Annotated in this window: 14 protein-coding genes; 7 read left to right on the forward strand and 7 right to left on the reverse strand. The window is 70.6% G+C overall.

Annotated elements, in window-relative coordinates; all coding sequences use genetic code 11:
* Positions 1-77: 77 nt before the first annotated feature.
* Positions 78-1,202: a PLP-dependent transferase gene (locus OXN85_08045; protein ID MCY3599906.1), complete on the forward strand. Its 1,125-nt coding sequence runs from the start codon at positions 78-80 to the stop codon at positions 1,200-1,202.
* Between the two features lie 101 nt (positions 1,203-1,303).
* Here the strand turns inward: OXN85_08045 and OXN85_08050 are convergent, their stop codons facing one another.
* The 5 genes from OXN85_08050 to bla are packed head-to-tail and all read right to left on the reverse strand — an operon-like array spanning position 1,304 to position 9,538.
* Positions 1,304-5,086: a 2Fe-2S iron-sulfur cluster-binding protein gene (locus tag OXN85_08050; GenBank protein MCY3599907.1), complete on the reverse strand. Its 3,783-nt coding sequence runs from the start codon at positions 5,084-5,086 to the stop codon at positions 1,304-1,306.
* Positions 5,083-5,418: a sarcosine oxidase subunit delta gene (locus OXN85_08055; GenBank protein MCY3599908.1), complete on the reverse strand. Its 336-nt coding sequence runs from the start codon at positions 5,416-5,418 to the stop codon at positions 5,083-5,085. Before OXN85_08055 ends, OXN85_08050 begins: the two co-directional genes overlap by 4 nt.
* A gap of 7 nt (positions 5,419-5,425) precedes the next feature.
* The gene (locus tag OXN85_08060; protein MCY3599909.1) at positions 5,426-6,697 is read right to left on the reverse strand and encodes an FAD-dependent oxidoreductase; all 1,272 of its coding nucleotides are present in this window, start codon (positions 6,695-6,697) and stop codon (positions 5,426-5,428) included.
* Positions 6,698-6,722: 25 nt separating this feature from the next.
* Positions 6,723-8,030, reverse strand: a complete 1,308-nt coding sequence (locus OXN85_08065; protein ID MCY3599910.1) for an FAD-dependent oxidoreductase — start codon at positions 8,028-8,030, stop codon at positions 6,723-6,725.
* A gap of 17 nt (positions 8,031-8,047) precedes the next feature.
* Complete coding sequence (gene bla, locus OXN85_08070) at positions 8,048-9,538, reverse strand: class A beta-lactamase (protein MCY3599911.1); 1,491 nt, start codon at positions 9,536-9,538, stop codon at positions 8,048-8,050.
* Between the two features lie 240 nt (positions 9,539-9,778).
* Between bla and OXN85_08075 the strand changes: the two genes are divergently transcribed.
* The 5 genes from OXN85_08075 to OXN85_08095 all read left to right on the forward strand — a co-directional run bounded on the left by OXN85_08075 (position 9,779) and on the right by OXN85_08095 (position 17,028).
* Complete coding sequence (locus OXN85_08075) at positions 9,779-11,062, forward strand: ArgE/DapE family deacylase (GenBank protein MCY3599912.1); 1,284 nt, start codon at positions 9,779-9,781, stop codon at positions 11,060-11,062.
* Positions 11,063-11,181: 119 nt separating this feature from the next.
* Positions 11,182-12,762 (forward strand): amidase, encoded by a 1,581-nt coding sequence (locus tag OXN85_08080; GenBank protein MCY3599913.1) that lies wholly within the window; start codon positions 11,182-11,184, stop codon positions 12,760-12,762.
* A gap of 62 nt (positions 12,763-12,824) precedes the next feature.
* Positions 12,825-13,106, forward strand: coding sequence for a hypothetical protein (locus tag OXN85_08085; GenBank protein ID MCY3599914.1), 282 nt, complete (start codon positions 12,825-12,827; stop codon positions 13,104-13,106).
* Entirely contained in the window at positions 12,998-13,504 is a 507-nt protein-coding gene (locus OXN85_08090) for a type II toxin-antitoxin system VapC family toxin (protein MCY3599915.1), read from the forward strand. Before OXN85_08085 ends, OXN85_08090 begins: the two co-directional genes overlap by 109 nt.
* A gap of 194 nt (positions 13,505-13,698) precedes the next feature.
* Positions 13,699-17,028: a glycosyl hydrolase gene (locus tag OXN85_08095; protein MCY3599916.1), complete on the forward strand. Its 3,330-nt coding sequence runs from the start codon at positions 13,699-13,701 to the stop codon at positions 17,026-17,028.
* 25 nt (positions 17,029-17,053) lie between these two features.
* Here the strand turns inward: OXN85_08095 and ggt are convergent, their stop codons facing one another.
* Positions 17,054-18,646 carry a gamma-glutamyltransferase gene (gene ggt, locus OXN85_08100; GenBank protein ID MCY3599917.1) on the reverse strand — a complete coding sequence of 531 codons (1,593 nt, stop codon included), beginning with the start codon at positions 18,644-18,646 and terminating at the stop codon, positions 17,054-17,056.
* 197 nt (positions 18,647-18,843) lie between these two features.
* Positions 18,844-19,740: a hypothetical protein gene (locus tag OXN85_08105; GenBank protein MCY3599918.1), complete on the reverse strand. Its 897-nt coding sequence runs from the start codon at positions 19,738-19,740 to the stop codon at positions 18,844-18,846.
* A 124-nt stretch (positions 19,741-19,864) separates the two neighbouring features.
* Here OXN85_08105 and OXN85_08110 point away from each other — a divergent pair.
* The coding region (locus OXN85_08110; GenBank protein ID MCY3599919.1) for a YncE family protein at positions 19,865-21,068 on the forward strand (1,204 nt) is incomplete at its 3' end.

The following is a 21,068-nucleotide window of genomic DNA, read 5'->3' on the forward strand; positions in this document are numbered from 1 at the left end:
CGGCCCCGCCGGCGTCCTCCTCGGCGGTGCCCTGCGGCCCCGTCGCCGCTGATCCGGACCCCCGGGAAAGGTCGGAAATGCGAATCGAAACGCTGGCGGTGAAGACGGGCATGGAGCCGGACGGGGCGAGCCGGGCGATCGCGCCCCCGATCACGCTCTCGACCACCTTCGAGCGCGGGGAGGACGGGTCGTACCCCGGGGGGTTCGACTACTCCCGCAGCGGGAACCCGAACCGAGCCTTGCTGGAGGCGGGGCTGGCCGCGCTGGAGGGTGGGCCGGAAGCCATCGCATTCCCCTCGGGGATGGCGGCCACGTTCGCCGTCATCTTCTCGCTCGCGCCGGGGGATCACGTCGTCGCTGCGGACGACGCGTACTACGGGACCGGCGTCCTCCTGCGGGATTCGTTCGCCGAGCGCGGCATCGAGGCGACCTTCGTCGACATGACCGACCTCGACGCCGTCCGGGCCGCCATGCGGCCGAACACCCGCCTCGTGTGGATGGAGACGCCATCGAACCCGCTCATCCGCATCTCCGACATCGAGGCGCTCGCCGGCATCGCGCGGGAGGGCGGGGCGATCTCGTGCTGTGACAACACGTGGGCGACGCCGCTCCTGCAGCGGCCGCTCGATCTCGGCGTCGATCTCGTCATGCACTCCACGACCAAGTACTTCGGCGGCCACAGCGACGTGACCGGCGGCGCGGTGATCGTGCGCGAGCCGGGCAACACGCTCGCGGCGTTGCGGAAGATCCAGAAGGACGGCGGCCTCGTACCCTCGCCCTTCGACGCCTGGCTCACGAGGCGCGGCCTCGAATCCCTCGCCGCGCGCATGGCCATGCACTGCGCCAACGCCCTGGAGCTCGCCCGCTTCCTCGACGCCCACCCGCGCGTCGAGCGGGTCCACTATCCGGGCCTTGAGGACGATCCCGGGCACGCGCTCGCCGCCCGCCAGATGTCCGGCTTCGGCGGCATGCTGTCCTTCGACGTGGTGGGCGGCCGGGAAGAGGCGTTCGCGGTCGCGGCCCACGTGAAGATCATCGCCCGGGCCACGAGTCTCGGGGGGACCCACTCCCTCATCGAGCACCGGGCGTCCATCGAAGGTGCGACGACCCGGGCTCCGGAGAACCTGCTCCGCATGTCCGTCGGCCTCGAACACCCCGACGACCTGAAGGAGGATCTCGACCGGGCCCTCGCCGCCACCTGAGTTCCCCGCCACCGGAGCTCCCCGCCACCGCCTGAACTCCCCCGCCCTCGGGCTGGGCGGCAGAGCCCCAAAGGCGCCCAAGACGTTCCCGCGGGAACGTCTCAGCTCTCCAGCGCCCGAATCCAGTCGGTGAAGACGCGTTCGCCGGCAGGGCGCATGCCCGCGTGGCGGGCCGATTCGAGGAGTGCTTCGACGAAGGTCTGTCCGTACCCCCGGCTGCAGGTGAGGAGGACGGCGTCGTCCCGCCAAGTCACGATCTGGCAGGGGACGTGGAGGACGGGCCCCTGGGTCAGGAAGGGTCGGGCGCGCGCCGGGTCGAAGAGGTCGAGATCGGAGACGCTCTCAAGCACTTCCGGCACGGAGTTGCCCAACAGTGCGAGCCAGCAGTGGGAGTCGGTGGTGTCCGTGTAGTGCGGGCCGTCCGGCATGGCGGGCGCCGTGCCGGGGCCGACGTGCCAGATCGAGGCCTGGGTGCCGTTCATCCGGTTGATCATCAGCCCGTCGCGGACCGCGACTTCTCCCGGCATGCGCGGCACGTCGAGGCCGCACGGCCGCACGGTCCGGATGTCGCGGTGCTGGACGTCCCAGCGCGCGCGGTGGCTGAGGTCGACGAGGCAGGCCTGGCGCAGGGCGTCGGTGGGGGCGCGGCCGGATTCGTAGTCGAGCACCACGTCCCAGCCGGCCCGGCGCTCGGTGCGGGCGGGCGCGGCGTCGAAGCGGACCGGAGACCGGCGATGGGCCGCGGGCGCCGGCTGCGATGAGGCCTCGCCCGACCCGGGCGGGCGCCCTTCGGGGGCGATCCGCAGGCGCGTGCCTTTCGGATCGTAGAAGTGGGGAGGCACCACGGTCGCGGTCGAACGCACGGTCCGCCCGTCCGGCGACTCGTACAGGTCGAGCGAACGGCCCCGCTCCGCCAGCCGGTCCTCGACGAGGGCGAGCCCGTACTGCCAGCCCAGCGTCTCGCTGTGCCGCGTCGTGCAGACGAAGCCGGCGATCCGGTCCCCGTCCACGACGAGCGCCCCGTCCCCGGGCCGGTGGGCGACGTTGCGAACGGCCCCGGCGCCCGCCTCACCGTCCGCCGCATCGGACTCCGCCGCGTCGCCGAGCCGGAGTCCGACGAGCTTCAGCCGCCCGGACTGCGCCTCGCAGTGGCGCAGCGCAGCGGCGCCCACCTTGCCGGAGGCCGTGTCCTCGCGGTCCCAGAGCCAGCCCATGCCGATGTCGAGGAGGGTGACGCGCTGCTCGGACTCCGTCCCGATGATCACGTGTCCCTTCTCGGCCCGCAGGCAGTTCTGCGCTTCGAGCCCGAACGGGCGGATGCCGTACTCCGCCCCGGCCTCCCACAACAGGTCCCACACGTACCGGGCGTAACTCGCGCGCACGTGCAGTTCATAGGACAGCTCGCCCACGAACCCGAGCCGCAGGCACCGCGCCGCCACGCCGTCCCCCACCTCGATCTCCCGGCAGCCGAGGTACGGGAATGTTTCGTCGGACAGATCCGCGCCCGTGATCTTCCCCAGCACCCGCCGCGCGTTCGGCCCGGCCACGTTGATGGAGGCGAGGGCGTCGGTGAGGTTCACGAGGTTGTAGTCCCACCCGTCGTACCGCGTGTGGAAGCGGAGCCACTCGACCGTGGCGCCCGCCCGGTTCGAACTCGTCGTGAAGTAGAACTCATCCTCACCCGTCCGCACGACGACGCCGTCGTCGATGATGTTGCCGGTGTCGTTGCACATCGCCGAATACGTGCAGCGGCCGGTCCGGGCCCGCGTCATGTCGGAGACGTAGACCCGCTGGAGGGCGCGCACGGCGTCGGGCCCCCAGATCCGGAACTTCCCCAGCGGCGAACTGTCGAGGAGGCCCACGTTCTCACGCACGTTGCGGATCTCCTCCAGGCACTCCCGATCCTCGCTGAAGTAGCGCGCCCTGAGCCACGGCCCCGCGCGGCGGAAGACGGCGCCCCGCGCGGCCTGGTCGTCGTGGAGCGGAGTCCGCTTGTGGACGTCGTGGTTCGGGCCCGCGAGCGTCGCGAGGGAAGGGGGGATGACGGGCGGGCGCACCGTGGTGGCGGCGAAGCTGCCGACCGGCCGCCCGGCGATCTCGGCCATCGCCATGGCGAGGTTCTGGCCCGGCACCCGGTACTGTCCCGGCCCGAGGCCGAAGTTGCCGTAGCGCTTCGCGAGTTCGGGCACGTCGAGGCCGTAGGCGGCGCACTGGGCCGCGTTCTTCCACGTGCCATCCTCGTCGAAGTCGAGGAACGCCTTGCGGCCGGGGGCGAGACGCCGTCCGGCCGCCGGCCCGCGGACGATCGAAGAGCCCCGGGCGGGTCCCGGCAGGTCGGCCAGCCGCGCGCGCTCCCGGGTCAGCGCCCCCGCGACGCTCGCGCCGCATGCCGCGGCGGCCTCGAGCCCCGCGATCCGCCCGGAACGGGTGAGCGCCTCGAGATCCGTGAGCCGCAGGACGCCGCCCGCGGCGAACACGTCGGGCGGGAGGCGATCGAGCTCGAAGGTCCGGGTGCGCTCGCCGTGGCGGAACCGCGCGCCGGCGCACGAGAGGACCCCGATGTCCGGCTGCCGCCCCGCGCTCGCCACCAGCACGTCGCACGCCACGCGCAGCGGGGTATTCGCCGCGCCGCCCGCAGAGCCGCTCGCCCCTCGGGCCGCCAGTTCGACGCCGCGCACCCGGCCCCGCCCACGCGCGCGACTCGCGGCCCAGCCCGGCCGAAGGTCGATCCCCGCCGCCGACAGGGCGTCCACCAGCTCCGGGTCGTGCCCTTCGTGCCGGGCATCGGCGACGACGCGCACATCCACGCCGAGCGCGGCCAGGTCCACCGCAGCTTCGAGCCCGAGGTCGTCGCCCACGCTGAACGCGGCGGCCGCGCCCGGCCGGACGCCGTACGTCCGCGCGAGCCGGATCGCCGTGTCGACCTGCATCACGCCCGGACGATCGTTGTGTTCGAACACGAGCGGCCGCTCGATCGAGCCCGTCGCGACCACGATCGCCCGCGCCCGGCACTCCCAGTGCGATTCCTGCGGTCCCCGGTCGAACGGCGCCGCTGCCGAGCCACCCCCTGTGGCGCCACCGGCCGCGCGCTCCGTCCCGCCGCACTGGAAGCCGGTGAGGAGATTCTCGCCCCAGATCCCCGTGACCGGAGCGTGCCGGAACAGGCGAATCGAGTCCATCTCTTCGACCTGCTCGACGAGATCCGACACGTCATCGGCCAGCGAACGGCCGTTCCGCACGCGCCAGTCGAGATGCCCGCCCAGCCACGGCCGGCGCTCGAACAGGCACACCCGCAGGCCCCGCCGCCCCGCCTCGAGCGCCGCTGCCAGCCCTGCCGGGCCACCGCCGACCACCGCCACGTCCGCGTGCAGGTAGCGCTCGGCTCGCTCCCCCCCGCCCGCGCGCTCCCCCCCGCCCGCGCGCTCCGGCGCGTCGAGCCGCAGCACGCCCAGCCCGGCCAGCGCCCGCATCCGTTCCTGGAAGAACCGGGCGGCCCACGCGGGCCGGTGAAAGATCCGGTAGTAGAAGCCCGCCGGCATGAACCGGTCCAGCCGGTCCAGGAAGCCGTACACGTCGAACCGCGGATCGCCGCGCACGTTCTGCGCGCCGACCTCCATCCCTTCGTGCAGCGGCGTGGTCCCCGCGGACTGGTTCGGCACGCCGTCGATCGACACGAGCTGGCTCGACCCCTCCCCCTCCAGGTCCTGCAGCCCCCTGGGCCGGTGATATTCGAAGCTCCGGCCGAAGGTGCGGACCCCCGCTCCCCAGAGCGCCGATGCGACCGTATCCCCCTCGAACCCCTCCAGCGCGCGCCCGCACCAGCGGAATCCGAGCCGCCGCGAGCGGTCGACGCGCTCCGTCGGCGACGGCGGCAGCCGGCTCACGAAGACCCTCCCCCGCTCCCCTCGCTTCCGCCCGCCTCGACGCCGCCGGGCGGCGTCTCCCGGTTCGTGGCCGGGTCGCGCCACGTCGAGAACCACACGCCGCAGCCCGCCCCGTGGTGCCACCACTCCTCCCGCGGCTGCAGGCGGTTCATGCGGAACTGCGCCCAGCGAAAATGCGCCTCGGCCCCGGTCGCGAGGCCCGCTCCGGCTGCGGGATCCGATCCCGCCCCCGACCCCGCCTCCTGCGGCCTCGGCCCCCGCTCCGGCCCACCGTACGTGAACTCGTAGATGTCGCGCTTCCCGCACACCGGGCACGTCAACCGGAACGTCACGGCACCGTCAGTCCCACTGTCCGTACTTCATTGTGGCCGCCGTCTCCCCCATGTATCGGTTCTGAAGGAAGCGGCGGAGGGCGAACGGCTTCAGGATCTCCGGCGCCTCCTCCCGCGCCATGAACTCCGCCATGTACTTGCCCGCCACCGGCCCGGACTTGAAGCCGAAGTATCCCCAGCCCACGTCCAGGTAGAGCCCCTCATGGGTGAAGTTGCCGTCGAGGATCGGCGCCATGTCCGGCGTCATGTCGGCCAGCCCCGCCCACACGCGCAGGAAGCGCACGCCCTTCAGGCACGGCATGAAGTCCGTCAGCGCCTCCGCCTGGTGCTTGAAGTAGCCCGCCGTGACATCCGTCGTGTAGTTCACCTGCGGGTCCATGTGTGCGCCCGTCGCGATCTCCCCCTTCAGCGTCTGGTTCGCGTAGACGTGGTACGCCCCGGAGCTCACGACGTGGTGCAGGAACGGCTTCAGCGGCTGCGTGACCATCGCCTGGATCGTGAGCGGGTTCACCGGCAGCTCGATGTCGAGCATGGCCGCAACCGCCGGTCCGTACCCGCCCGCCATGACCCCCAGCTTCCGGCATCCGATCGGCCCCGCGTTCGTTCGCACGCCCGTGATCCGCCCGCCCTCCATGTCGATCCCGCGCACCTCGACCCCCTGGTGGATCGAGGCCCCGTGCAGACTGGCGCCGCGGGCCAGTCCCCACACCACCGCGTCGTGGCGTACGACGCCCCCGGGCGGGTGATACATGCCGGCCTGGATCGGGTGCGCGGGCCGGTCCGACACGTCCAGCGCCGGGACCAGTTCCTTGCACTGCGGCGGATCGAGCAGTTCCGAGCGCACGCCGCAGAAGTTCGCCGTGTTGATGGAGAGCCGGAACGCGGCCACCGCCGCCTCGCTGTGCGCGAGGTTGAGGTTGCCGCAGTTGTGGAACATGAGGTTGAAGTCGAGTTCGTCCGTGAGGATGGGCCACAGTTTCAGCCCCTCGTCATAGAGCGGGACGTTCTCCGGCGTGCGCTGGTTCGCCCGGACGATCGCGGTATTCCGACCGGAGCCCCCGAACCCGATGTACTGGCTCTCGAGCACGGCGACGTCCCGGACCCCGTGGTCCCTCGCGAGATAGTAGGCCGTGGCGAGCCCGTGGATGCCGCCACCGATGATCACGACATCGTAGCGGCGGCGGAGCGGCCTCTCCTCCCACAGGCGGCCCGGCCGGAACACGCCTGCCCCGAGCGCGGACTTCAGCCTCCCCAGCCTCCCCAGCGCTCCAGGGCTCACGGCACGCGGGTCGACGAGTGAGGGGTCAGCCGATGACCGAGTAGGACGAATCCGGGTTCATCGTCCGCAGCCGGCTGAAGAACCCGAGGTCACAGTCCCGCCTCGTATACTTCATATGAAATCGGACCGGATCGGCGTCGTGGTCGCGCCCGCCCTCGACCTGCTCGATGAGTTCGGCCATGAGTTGCCCCGCGACCGGCGCGTTCTTGAACTGGTTCCCCGATGTGCCCACCGCCATGTAGAAGCCCGCCAGATCGGACTTGTCATAGATGGGAATCCAGTCGTCCGACACGTCATAGAGGTCGACGAGTCCCTGCCGCGCCTCCGGCACGGGGAGTCCCTTCACCCGCTGCGCCTCGCGCAGGACCTGCGTTCTCCACTGATAACTGAACGTATTGTCATAGTCGTCCGGGTCCTCGACCCACTCCAGATCGTCGCACGGAGGGTCCTCGGAACCGATCAGAATGTGATTCCCGACTTCCGGCCGCGAATAACACCCGATATCGCTGTCCGAGATCAGCATCCCGACGACATTATAGTCGACGCCCTCGGGCGCGGGCACATGGCACACCTCCTGCTTCAGCGCGCGCGTCTTGATGTTCATCCCGTCCTCGACCCCCGCCATGCGGTTGATGACGAAGGAATGAGGCCCGCCCACGTTGACCACGACAGGCGCCCGCACCTCGGACCCGTCCTTCAGTCGAACCCCCGCGACCCTCCCGCCTTCCCGGAGGATCTCCGTCACCTCGGTGTTGAAGCGGAACTCGCCCCCGTGCGCCTCGCACCCGAGTTGCACGTTGTGGCAGCAGAGTTGCGGGTCGTTGATGTAGCCGGACTCCGGGATGTAGAGGGCCCCCGCCACGTTCCCGCCCGAGGGCCGGCCGAACCCCGGCTCCTCTTCCGTCACGGGAGGGCCGAACTGTCGCGTGTCGAGACAGGAGAGCTTCTCCTTCATCCCCTCCGCGTCCAGATCCTCGTACGCGACGTGGAGTTCGTCGAGACTCTCCTTCACCCGCTGCAGGTAGTGGTTCTTCTCCGTCTTCGTGACGAGGCAGCCGGTGTTGACGTAGCGGGCCAGCCCGGAGGGATCCGGCACGCCGACGTACTTTCCCCAGTCGAGCCAGTAGAAGTAGGACTCGCGCGCCATGGCGACGCCGTCGGGCGTCGAATAGTGGAGACGGATGATGGCGCAGGTGTTCGAGGTCGACCCGTACCCGGCGGCGGGGAGCTTGTCCACGTTGAGCGTCCGGAACCCGCGCTTGGCCATTTCGAACCCGGTGCAGACGCCGATGACGCCCGCCCCGATGATGATCGCGTCGTACTCCCTGGACATGGCCCCTCTCACCCGTCTCAGCCGCTGAGGCGCTCGTACACCGCGTGCGAGACGCGTTCGTTGCCGTCCGCGTCCGTGCTCCGGTACTCGTTGTCGATCCGGTTCCCGTCCTCGGACAGGACGTTGATGATGACCTGCGTGACGCGGCCGTCCCGCCGGCTCGTGATCCGGTTCGTGTAGCGGTCGACGACTTCCACCGCCGTCTCGACCCCGTCCCGCCCCGTCACCGGCCGGAATTCTCCGTCGAACATCGTCTCATAACTCCACTTCGCTTCGCCGCCGCGGGCGTTCGTGGACTCGACGGTGATCTTCATCCCGCCGTCCCCCCATGGGTCATAGGTCATGACGTTGAGGGCCGGGGCCGGCGCGTCGGAGCGCAACTTCCACACGCCGTAGCGGGGGTTGGCGCGGTCGGCGGACCGCTCCGCCGGGGTCCCCGGGTTGAAGAGGAAGTAGTCGTAGATCGCGCGGGAGATCTGGGCGATCGTCGCCTCGCGCGCCGGGACCGAACGCTCCGAGTCCTTGACGAACACGACCGTGATGACGTGTCCGGCCCCGTCGGGAAGGTAGATGTAGCCGACGTCGTTCGTGGTCCCGCCGATGGTTCCCGTCTTGTGGCCGACCGGCGTGCCGGGGGGCAGCACGCCCTTGATGCGACCGGTGCCGGTCTGGACGCGCAGCATGACGTCCTTGAAGACCTCCGTGTTCTTTGAGCCCAGCGCCTCACCCGCCCAGGTCATGGCCAGGAGGTGCGCCATGGCACGGGGCGTCGACGTGTCGCGGGGGTCAGTGGCGAACGTCTCGCGCGCGGCCGCCCGGTCGGTGGCCGAGACATCGCCCGCGAGGTCACGGAACTCGGACAGCGAGATCCTGCCGTCTTCCGGAGTCTCGACGCCGGAATAGTCCCCGATCAGCGAAGAGGTCGGACGGTCCACGCTCAGGCCGTCGACGCGCAGTTCCGCCATGCGCGCGTTCACCGCGTCGGGTCCGCCGGCCGCCGTGAGGGTGAGGTCCGTCGCGCTGTTGTCGGAGATGAGGAGCATCAGTTCGAGCAGGTTCCGGAGGGAAAGCGCCACGCCGGGGTCGTCGAACAGGCTCGAGATCGTGCCGCTGCCGGGATGGATGTCCGTGGGTTCGAGTTCGACCATGTCCGCGAGCGAGATCTCGCCGCGGTCGACCCGGGACAGGAGTTGCACCGCGATCGGGACCTTGTAGGTCGAGGCCATGGGGAAGCGCGCGTCCTCGTTGAACCACACCGCGCGGCCGGTCTCGATGTGGACGGCGCCCACACCCACCGTGCCTCCGCTGCTCGGCGCCAGGCGTTCGATCTCCGCCAGGAGACGCCCCAGTCCCGGGTCCCCCGCCGGCGTGACGGACTGCGCCGCGACGGGGACGGCAGCCCACAGTCCAACCGCCAGGGTCGCGACGGTCAACGTCGCCGTGGTCAGGGTCGCCGCCCGCCTCCTGGCGGCCCACCCGGTGAAGTCGTGACATGTCCACACGCGCATCGCTCATGCTCCCTGTTCATCCCGTGTCGATCCTGCTCCGTGCCGGTACGGTAGCCGTTGCGCAACTCGCGGACGAGACCACCGGTGCCGGGTCGCCGCGGCAGGCCCGCCGGTGGCATACTCCGCGATCCACGCAGGGAGAGGGAGGCGATGCCGGGCGATCGAAACGGGAAGGCGACAGGACGTTCCCGCGGGAACGCGGCGAGGGATGGCGGGAGTTCAGCGCGGGACGCCGGACACGTGAAGGCGACCGCGAGCGACGGCGCGCTGACCCCTGAGGAACGCCGCGGCACGGAGGCCGTGGATCCGGAACGGCTCTTCGCGGTTCTGGCCGACCTGATCGCGATCGAGAGCGTCGCGAACCGCGAGACGCCGGCCCAGGAGCGGGTCGCCGCGGAGATGCGGGCCATCGGTCTCGAGACGGACGTGTGGGAGATCGACTTCGAGCGGCTGCGCCGGCACCCCGCCTACACCGCCGACGTGGAGCGTCACGAAGGCCTCGGGGTCGTCGGAAGCACGGGACGCGGTGACGGCCGGACGCTGATCCTGAACGGGCATGTCGATGTCGTCCCCGCCGGCGAGATCGAGCGCTGGACGTCCCCGCCCTTCGAACTCACCAAGCGCGACGGGCGCCTGTTCGGGCGCGGGGTCGTGGACATGAAGGGGCAGCTGTGCAGCGCGTTGGCGGCGGCGTGGGCGCTGCACGATGCCGGCATCGAACTCGATGGTGCTCTGCAGATCCAGAGCGTGATCGGCGAGGAGGACGGCGGCGCCGGGATGCTGGCTACGATCGAGCGCGGACACACCGGCGACGGGGCGATCGTCGTCGAGCCGACGGAGTTCGTCATCGCGCCCGCGCAGGCCGGCGCGCTCAGTTTCCGGCTCACGGTTCCCGGCCTCGCCGCGCACGGGGCGATGCGGGAAGAGGGCGTGGACCCGGTCGAGAAGTTCATCCCCATCTTCCAGCGACTCCGGGCCCTGGAGGCGGACCGGAACCGCGACGTGGCCGACCCGCTCTTCCGCGGCGAAGCGCTGCCGTACGCCCTGACCATGGGACGGCTCCGGGCGGGGATCTGGCCCTCCACCGTGGCCGAGAGCCTCGTCGTCGAGGGGCGCTACGGCGTCACGCCCGGAGAAGACCTCGCCGGGGCGCGCCGCGCGCTCGAACACGCCGTGGCGGAGGCGGCCTCCGGTGACGCCTGGCTGCGCGACCACCCACCCACGGTCGAGTGGGTCGGGGCGCAGTTCGCGGCGGGCCGCACGGACGCGCGCGACCCCGTGGTCGGCACGCTGGCCGGCGCCGTGCGGTCGCTCGGCCGCACGGAACCCCGCGTCGGGGGCGTGCGCTACGGCGCGGACATGCGGCTCCTCGTCAACGACGGCCACGTGCCCACGGTGCTCTTCGGCCCCGGCGACGTCCGCGAGGCTCACCGCCCCGACGAGAGCATCCGCGCCGCCGACCTCGTCGAACTGGCCCGCATCCTCGCCGTCACCGCCATCCGCTTCTGCGGCATCCGGCGGTGACGACCCGCGGTCAAGCACGCCGGGTACGCCTTCCGGTCGGATCACGTCTCGCCAAGGTTGAGGCTACAGGTTCATCTCAACGGCTACTCATCGAGTCTCCCCCGAGGACAGGTGCTGCCATGTCTGCTCGAACGTCGATCGCAATCCGGTTGGCCCTCTCGTTCGCCCTGGCGTTCACGGCGGCTCCCCTCGCACTCCGGGCACAGACATTCGCGGTCGAGGAGACCACGATCGCGCAGGTCCATGCCGCCTTCCGGGCGGGCGACCTCACCTGCGAGGGCCTGGTTCAGAGCTACCTGGACCGGATCGACGCCTACGACAAGCAGGGGCCGCGGCTCAACTCGATCGCCGTCGTCAACCCGCGCGCCGTCGAGGAGGCCCGAGCCCTCGACGCCGCCTTCGCCTCCGGAGGCCTCACCGGGCCGCTGCACTGCATCCCCGTCCTCCTCAAGGACCAGGTCGAGACGAGCGACATGCCGACGACCTACGGATCGGCGCTCTTCGCCGGCTACATGTCGGAGCGCGACGGGACCATCGTGACGCGGATGAAGGAGGCGGGCGCCCTCATCATCGCGAAGACGAACATGGGCGAGTTCGCGTCGCGCTACGTCGGCTCCGGGTTCGGGATCATCCGCAACGCGTACGACCCGGGACGGAACCCCAGCGGCTCCTCCGGCGGCACGGGATCCGGCGTGGCGGCGAATCTCGGCCTGATCGGCATCGGCGAGGACACGGGCGGCTCCATTCGGGGCCCGGCCGCCGTCGCCTCGCTCGTCGGCCTCCGTCCCACGCTTCCCCTCGTGAGCCGGTTCGGGATGATGCCCGCCAACCCCACGACCGACACGATGGGTCCGATGACCCGCACCGTGATGGACGCGGCCATCCTCCTCGACGTCATCGCCGGCTACGACCCCAACGACCCGGTGACGGCGTATTCCGTGGGACAGGTCCCGGACTCCTACGCGGACGGACTCGAGGCGGGGGCGCTGGCGGGCGCCCGGATCGGCGTCATCCGCGAGCCGATGGACCGCTCCGTGGACACGACATCGGAAGGGTTCCAGCAGGTGCGCGCCCGCGTAGAGGCGGCGGTCGGCGCTCTCCGCGATCTGGGGGCCGAGGTATTCGACGTCGCCGTCCCAGGGATCGAACGAGTGAGCGCCATCTTCGGCGCCAACTTCTACGAGACCGAGGAGGTCACCGACGCCTACCTCGCCGAACTCCGCGACCCGCCGTATCGCACGCTCGCATCCATCCTGCTGAGCGGCCGCGTCAACCCGTGGCGGGCCGCCGGCATGGCGGATCTCCTGGGGAAGACGATCCGCGACCCCGGCTATCTCCAGTATCTGCTCGACCGCGAGCAGGTCCGGACGGACGTCATCGCGACGATGGCGGAGCACGATCTCGACGCCTTCGTCTACGCCACCTTCGACCACCCGCCGGCCCCGATCGCCGCCGATGTCGAGACGAACCCCGCCCCGAACGACCGCTACGCCCTCGGTGACAACCGCTCGCTGAGCCCGCTCACGGGCTTTCCGGCGCTCACCGTGCCCGCGGGCTTCACGGACGACGGCCTCCCGGTCGGTCTCGAGTTCCTGGGCCGCCCCTTCACGGAGGCGATGCTCCTCGGCTTCGGCTACGCCTACGAGCAGGCGACGAACCACCGCCGCCCGCCGCCCACCACCCCGCCCCTCGGTGGTTGACTCGACCGATATGCACCACCATCTTGTGCATGTGTCACAACCATGCACAACCAAGAGTGGTCATGTCGAGGATTCATTTCGTCGTCAAGGAAAGCGCCAAGATCCGCTACCGGGCGGAGGCGGAGCGTGAGGGAAAGTCCCTCGGGCAATGGCTGCGCGAGGCAGCCGACGAGAAGCTGGAGGCCGCGCGTCCGCGCCTGTTCACCGTAGAGGAACTCAAGGCGTTCGCCGCCAAGTGCGACGCGATGCATCCCCCCGGCGCCAAGGAGCCGGATTGGGAGGAGACCAAGCGCCTGATCGGCGAAGGGAAGCTCCGTTCCGCGAGAAAGCTGGGCCTCCTTTGATTTTCGTCGATGCCAACGTCTTCATGTACTTCGTCGGTTCCGAAAATCCCCGCCGAGACGAGGCCCGATCCTTCTTCGAGCGGTCGAGGGAGCGGAATACCCCGCTCGTGACGTCCGCCGAGATTCTTCAGGAACTCCTGCACGTCTACGTCAGCAGGGATCAGCTACACCGACTGCGCCCAGCGTTCGATCTTGTTGAAGCCACCGTGACCGAGGTCTGGTCCGTCCACCGTGAGGACGTGCAAACGGCCTGTAACATGGTCGTCCAACATCCGGAACTTGAGGCGCGCGATCTTGTTCACCTTGCCTGCTGCATCCGGCGGGAGCCCGACGACCTCATGACGTTCGACCGGGCGCTGGCCGCGGCGTGGCGTTCCCGGTCGCCCCGCAAGAGCTGACGCGACTCTCGGCAGGCCGCCCCACGTCGCCCGCCCCGCGCTGCCCTCCCCCTCCATCCGCAGCGTCCGCCGTGTCCGTTCGTCGCCCGCCGTGCCCTGTCTGACCCGTGTCTCCCGGGATAGCGTATCCGGCGGAATCTTCGCGGAAACCCCGGCACGGGCTGGCGTCCCGTGGCAAGAAGGAGAGCAGCGAGATGAGGGATTCGTCGAGACGTTGCGCGCCGCGCGCGCGGGTGGCGCTCGTTTGGGGCGTCATAATGGGAGTTCCCGGGATCGTTCCTCCGTTGATGGCGGAGGTTCGGGCCCAGGAGGTTGATCAATCGCTGGTGGCGGAGGTCGTGGCCGGCCTGCCCCTGCGCGAGATCGGCCCCGCGCTCATGGGCGGCCGGATCGCGGACATCGCCGTGCACCCGCACCGAAGCAGCACCTGGTACATCGCGGTCGGCTCCGGCGGCGTGTGGAAGACGACGAACGCCGGCGTGACGTGGGACGCGATCTTCGAGGACCAGTCCGTCTACTCGATCGGCGACGTCGCGATCGATCCCGGCAACCCGGACGTGATCTGGGTGGGGACGGGGGAGAACGTGAGCGGGCGCCACGTCGGCTGGGGGGACGGCGTCTACCGCAGCCGCAATGGCGGGGAGACGTGGGAGAACGTCGGCCTCGGGGATTCGGAACACATCGGCAAGATCCTCGTCGATCCGCGCGACAGCGACGTGATCCTGGTGGCGGCCGAAGGGTCGCTCTGGGCGCCGGGCGGCGACCGGGGCGTGTACAAGTCCACCGACGGCGGCGACTCCTGGCGGCTCGTGCTGGAGATCGACGAGAACACGGGCGTCACCGACATCGAGTTCGCGCCCGGCAATCCGGACATGGTCTACGCGGCGGCGTACGAGCGGCGGCGCAAGATCTGGGGGCACCTCGCCGGCGGTCCCAATTCCGGCATCTACAAGTCCGCCGACGGCGGCGAGAGCTGGCGCCGGATCACGGCTGGACTCCCGAGCGGTGACGTGGGGAAGATCGGACTCGCGGTCACGCCGGCGAACCCCGAGGTCGTGTACGCGACGATGGAGGCGAACGACGCGGAGCGCGGCTTCTACCGGTCCCTCGACAAGGGCGAGAGCTGGGAGCGGCGGAACTCCTACATCTCCGGCGGCACGGGCCCGCACTACTACCAGGAGATCGAGGCCTCGCCGCACGACGCGGATGTCGTGTACCAGATGGACGTCTTCATCCAGGTCACGCGGGACGGGGGCGCGACCTTCGGCAACCTCGAGACGGCGCGCGACAAGCACAGCGACAACCACGCGCTCTGGATCGATCCGGAGGACCCGCTCCACCTGATCGTCGGCACGGACGCCGGGCTGTACGAGAGCTTCGACGACGGGCGCACGTTCCGGCACTTCCCGAACATGCCCATCTCGCAGTTCTACAAGCTGACGCTCGACAACGCGGAGCCGTTCTACAACGTGCTCGGCGGCGCGCAGGACCTCGGCACCCTGTGGGGCCCCGCCCGCACCACGAACATCGAGGGCGTGCGGAACCGGGACTGGTACGTGCCCATGGGGGCGGACGGGTACGCGGTCCAGATCGACCCGAGGGACCCCGACATCCTCTACCTGCAGACGCAGCAGGGGAACCTCTACCGCTACGACCGGGGGAGCGAGGAAGCGCTCGACATCCAGGCGCAGCCCGCGCCCGGCGACCCGCCCGAACGCTGGAACTGGGACGCGCCGGTCCTCATCAGTCCGCATAACGCCGACCGCATCTACCACGGCTCGCAGCGCGTGTGGGCGAGCGACGACCGGGGCAACTCGTGGACGGCGATCAGCGGCGATCTGACGACGGACGTGAACCGCTACGAACTGGAGTTCATGGGCCGCGTGTGGAGCGTCGACGACCTCATCGACAACGGCGCCATGTCCAAGTACGCGACCCTCACCGGCATCTCCGAGTCACCGGTGACGGCGGGCGTCATCTACACGGGGAGCGACGACGGACTCATCCACGCGACGGAGGACGGCGGGGCCAACTGGCGGCTCGCGAGCGCCCTCCCCGGCGTGCCCGAACGGGCGTTCATCAACGACGTGGAAGCGTCGCAGTTCGACGCGGCGACGGTCTTCGCCGTGGCGGACAACCACAAGGAGGGCGACTTCCGGCCGCTCGTGTTCGAGAGCAACGACGGGGGCCGCACGTGGCGCTCGATCGCGGGAGACCTGCCGAACGGGACGATCCTGTGGGCGATCGAGCAGGACCACCTGAACCCGAACCTCCTCTTCCTCGGCGCCGAGTTCGGGATGTACGCGAGCGTGAACGGCGGCGAGAACTGGCACATGCTCCCCGGCCCCACGATCCCGCACCGGGATCTCGAGGTCCAGCGCCGCGACAACGACGTGGTCGGGTCGACCTTCGGCCGCGGCTTCCAGGTGCTCGACGACTACACGCCGCTGCGCGAACTGGCGGCCGGCGCGACCACGGCCATGGCCGCCGCGGAGGGTGGGGCGCTGTTCCCCGTTCGCGATGCGTGGTGGTACATCCCCTCGGTCCCCATGCAGGCGCGCGGCAAGCCGACGCTGGGCTCGGACGACTACACCGCGCCGAACCCGGATTTCGGGGCCGTGATCTCCTACTACCTGCCCGAGACATCGACGACGGCCGCGGAAGTACGACGCGCCGCTGAAGCGGCGGTACGAGCGGCCGGGGGCGACGTGGCCTTCCCCGGCTACGACGTGCTGAACGAGGAGACGACGGAGAGCGGACCCCGGGCGCTGATCGCAATTGCCGATGGGGACGGCCGAACCCTGCGCTGGGTCGCCGGTCCCGCCGGCAAGGGACTGCACCGCGTGAGTTGGGATCTGCGGTCCCCGGCGCCTGATCCGATCGACCTCACGGTCCCCGGCTTCACGCCGCCGTGGGTGGGACCGCCCCAGGGACCCCTCGTTGCCCCGGGCCAATACTCCGCGCAACTCGTCGTCGTCACGGCCGATGGCGCGCGGGAGGTCGGACAGGCGCAGACCTTTGAGGTGAAGGCCGTGCCCACGGCCGAGCCCGGCACGGACTTCGGCGCCGTCGTCGCCTTCCAGAACGAGGCGTCGGAGTTGAGCCGCCGCATCGCCTCGGCGGGCGAAGAGGTCGGCCGCGCCCGCGACCGGCTCCGCCACATGCGGGCCGCGCTCCTCGAGGCGCCCGCCGCACCGCTGGAACTGTTCGGAGACCTCGATGCGCTGGGCGCCGGCCTGCAGGACTTCTCGATCCGTCTCTTCGGCGACCCCGCCCGGCAGCGCCTCAACGAGCCCACCGTGCCCTCGATCTCGAACCGCGTGGGACGGGTGATCGGCGGCCACTGGGACACGCGCCAGACGCCGACGGCCACCCACCGCCGCAACCTGGAGATCGCCGAGACGGACTTCGGCGTGTGGATGTCGGAGTTCGGGAACTTCATGGACGGCGCCTTCGCCAACGCCGAAAGCGCGCTCGAAGCGGCCGGAGCCCCCTGGACCCCCGGCCGCCGCCTCCCCGGCTAGCCGCCAGGGGCCTCGCCGTCGGCCGTCAGTGGCCGATGGCGAGGCCGTCCTTCCGGGGGTCCGAGGCACCGGCCCAGCCGCGCTCCAGCTTCATGACGAGCTGACCGCCGCCGAACGAGGCGCTCTCCCAGTCCACGAGTTCGTGGCCGAACGCGCTCATGCCGGCTTCGAGTCCGTCGGTCAGTCGTTCCACCGCCACCCGGAGTCCGCCCATGTGGCGGAAGCGGGCCGCGTCGATCGCCTGCTGCGGGTCCATCCCGAACTCGATCATGTTGAGGACGACCTGCGTGTGTCCCTGCGGCTGCATCGACCCGCCCATGACGCCGAACGCCATCAGCGGCTCGCCGTCCCGCGTCACGAACCCGGGGATGAGCGTGTGGAAGGGCCGCTTGCCGGGCGCCACCTGGTTCGGGTGCCCGTCCTCGAGCGTGAAGCCGGCGCCGCGGTTCTGCAGCACGAAACCCGTCCCCGGGACGACGACGCCCGAGCCGAACGAGCCGTAGATGGAGTGGATGAAGGAGACCATGTTCCCGTACCGGTCGGCGACCGACAGGTAGATCGTCTCCGTGGCGGTCGCGAATTCGCCGGGCTCGACCCGCTCGGCGGCCACGGCCGGGTTGATGAGCGCCCGCCGCGACGCGAGGTAGTCAGGGTCGAGGAGTTGCTTCGGGTCGATCTCCATGTGGTCGGCGTCCCCGACGTGCCGCGCCAGGTCCGCGAAGGCCACCTTCTTGGCCTCGATCAGGTGATGGAGGTACTCGGGCGAGTTATGCCCCATGCCCGCCAGGTCGAACGGCTCGAGCATGCCCATCATCTGCAGCGCGGCGACGCCCTGGCCGGCGGGCGGCAGTTCCCAGATCGTCCACCCCTTGTAGTCCATCGACAGCGGCTCGACCCAGCGCACCTCCATCGCCGCCATGTCCTCCGGCGTGAGGTAGCCGCCGAGTTCGGCGAGTCCCTCGGCCACCCGCGTGCCCAGCGCGCCTCCGTACATGGCGGCCGGGCCTTCCGCCGCGATCGTACGCAGGGAACGCGCGAAGTCGGGGTTCCGGAACCAGTCTCCCGCTTCCGGCGCCCGCTTGCCGTCGATCAGGTAGGTCGCCGCGGCCCCGGGGTCCGCCTGCAGCTTGCGCAACTGTCCCCGCCATTGGCCCGCGATGATCGGGGTGACGGGGAAGCCCTCCTCGGCCAGCGCGATGGCCGGCGCCACGAGTTCGGAGAGCGGTCGGCTCCCGTACTTCTCGTTGAGGGCGCCCCAGCCTGCGATCGCCCCCGGCACGGTCACCGCGCCCGGCCCGGATCCCGGCACGCGGTCGTAGCCGTCCGCCCGGATCCGCTCCGGCGTCATATGGGTCCCCGCGCGGCCGGTCGCGTCCAGGCCGACGAGACGCCCCTCCTCCGCGGACCAGAAGAGCGCGAACAGGTCGCCGCCCAGCCCCGTCATGTGCGGTTCCACGAGCGAGAGCACGGACGAGGCCGCGATCGCCGCGTCAAAGGCGTTGCCGCCGTCGCGCAGCACGCCGAGCGCGATGCTCGACGCCATGGGCTGGCTCGTCGCGACCATTCCGTTCGGCGCGTAGACGGTGGATCGCCCCGCCATGGACCCCGGAGCATTCATCGCGGCCTCCTGACTTGACGAGTTCCTCAAACTCTCCGCGCCCGCGGTGCCGCAGCCGGCGGCGGTCACGGGAAGGACGGCGAGGACGAGAGTCGTGGCAACGTCGCGCATGCACATCATTCGGCTGATCCCTCTGGCTGATCCCCTAAGGGTTGACGGTGGGCCCGACCCCGGGCCTGTTGTCGTCCGCACCCACACTACGGCTTCCATGCGGCCATGGCATCCCAGCGCGGGTGACGCGTGATGTTCACCGGCTCCGATCCATCCGCGCCCATCGCATAAATCTCGGAGTTCCCGTCCCGCTTGGTCGAGAACAGCACGTACTCGCCGTCCGGCGACCAGCGCGGCAGTTCGTCCACTCCGGCGCGTCCCGACAGGTTGGTCTGGCCGCTGCCATCCGCCCGCATCACGTAGATCTCGGCGTCGCCGATGTCCCGGTAGGACGTGAAGACGATTCGCGATCCATCCGGCGACCACGAGGGGGAACGCGCGCCTCCCTCGGCGGGAAGCCGCGCGAGCCCCGTCCCATCGGCGGCCATCGTCCACAGCGAGAACCGCTGGCCCCCGCCGCGGTCCGAGGCAAAGGCGATCCGGGAGCCGTCGGGCGACCAGTCCGGATCCACATCGAAGGACGATGGGCTCCGCGTGAGGTTGACCGGATTCGATCCATCCACGTCGATCACCCAGATGTCCGGATCCCCCGTGCGCTCGGAGACGAAGACCACGCGCCTCCCGTCCGGGGACAGGCGTCCGGAGCGGTCGTTGGCCGAGTCCCGCGTCACCGGCCTCGCGTTCGAGCCGTCCGCGTCCATCAGGAAGATGTCGGGGTTCCCGTCGCGCCAACTCGTGAACACGATCCCCGAACCGTCCGGCGTCCAGCTGGGCTCGAGGCTCGTCTCCCCCTCCTCCGTCAGCGGCCGCTGTCCCGTCCCATCCGCGTTCGCCACCCAGATGCGCATGTACTGCCCACGGATCGCGGTGAAGACGATCTCGCCCGCCGCGGGCGGTTGGGGACCCGTGGCGTCCCCGCAGCCGAGCGTCGCCAGCGCTGCCAGCGTCATGCAGTGGAGTCGGGGCACCTTCCGGGCGTACATGACGTTCGTCCGTCCTCCAGAGCTCGGGAGATCTCGCGCGGCCTGGGCAGCGACCCTCGTTGCGCCTCGCCGCAGCGCGGACGAGCTTGCGCCGCCGCGATTCGGACCGGCCACGGAGTCGAAGATGAGACAACGCGCACGCTCGCACCAAGCCCTCCTGGGAACTGTCGCTTCGCTGGCGCTCGCGACGGCCGCTTGCAGCGACTCGCCGCGGGGGTCGGGCGACACCGACGCGCCCTTCCGCATCGGCGCGACGATCGACGTGGGGGCGGCGCCGCACGGTATCCGATTCAGTCCGGATGGGGACACCGCCTGGGTCGCCTTGAGCGGCGAGGGCCGCATCGCGGTCGTGGACCTCTCCGAGTCCGCCGTCGTGGCGCGCTGGGAGGCCGGGGACGCGCCGCTCGACCTCGTCCGCGTCGACGGCGGCTGGCTCGTGAGCCAGTTCCGGGATTCGACGCTCATCCGGCTCGACGACGCGGGCCGGATCGTCCCCGGCGCCGTGTGGGACGTCGGGGCTGGGCCGTCGCTGTTCACGCCCGGGACCGTGCGCGGAGAGACCTGGATCACGACCGAGTTCTCCGACCGGCTGTGGACGGTGGACACCCGCGAGGGCACGCCGCGCGCCTTCCACGCCACCGGCGATCGCCCCTACCCCGCGGACGTGATGTGGGACGGGTCCTACGCCTTCGTCCCCAACCTGGACGCGGGATCCGTCTCCGTCATCGACCTCCTGAACGGTGAGCGGGACGCCACCGTCGAGGCGTGTCCCGGCCCACCCGGGGGCGCGCTCACGCCCGATCAGGTCACGTACATCGTCGCCTGCGGCGGATCCGACGAGGTGGCCTTCATCAACACCGCGTCCTTCGCCGTCACGGGCCGCGTATCGGAGGGCCTCGGCCCCCGGCCGTTCTCGGTTGCGGTGCCCGGAGACGGTCGCCACGCGCTGGTCAACAACGCGGGCGGGAACAGCGTCTCCGTCGTCGACCTCGAATCCCGCACCGTCGTGCAGCGGCTGGAGGTCGGCGAGCAGCCCATCGTCCTCCGCGTGCACCCGGACGGCGAACGCGTGTTCGTGGCGAACGAGATCTCGGGCACGCTGGTCGAACTGACGCCGACCGCGGGGTCGGCCGCGGTGTCGCCGGCTTCCTCAGAGGAGGGGGCGGCGCTGAACGAAGTTGTCATGCTCGGGATGATCCACTCGGGCCACGAGACCAGCGAGACGTTCAGCCTGGAAGTCGTGAGAGACCTCGTGCGCGAGATCGATCCGGACATGGAGTCGTCATTCCGGCCGACGTACAACATGGTTGCCAACCTCATCGCCGGTC

It is taken from the genome of Candidatus Palauibacter australiensis (genome assembly GCA_026705295.1).
Lineage (GTDB): Bacteria > Gemmatimonadota > Gemmatimonadetes > Palauibacterales > Palauibacteraceae > Palauibacter > Palauibacter australiensis.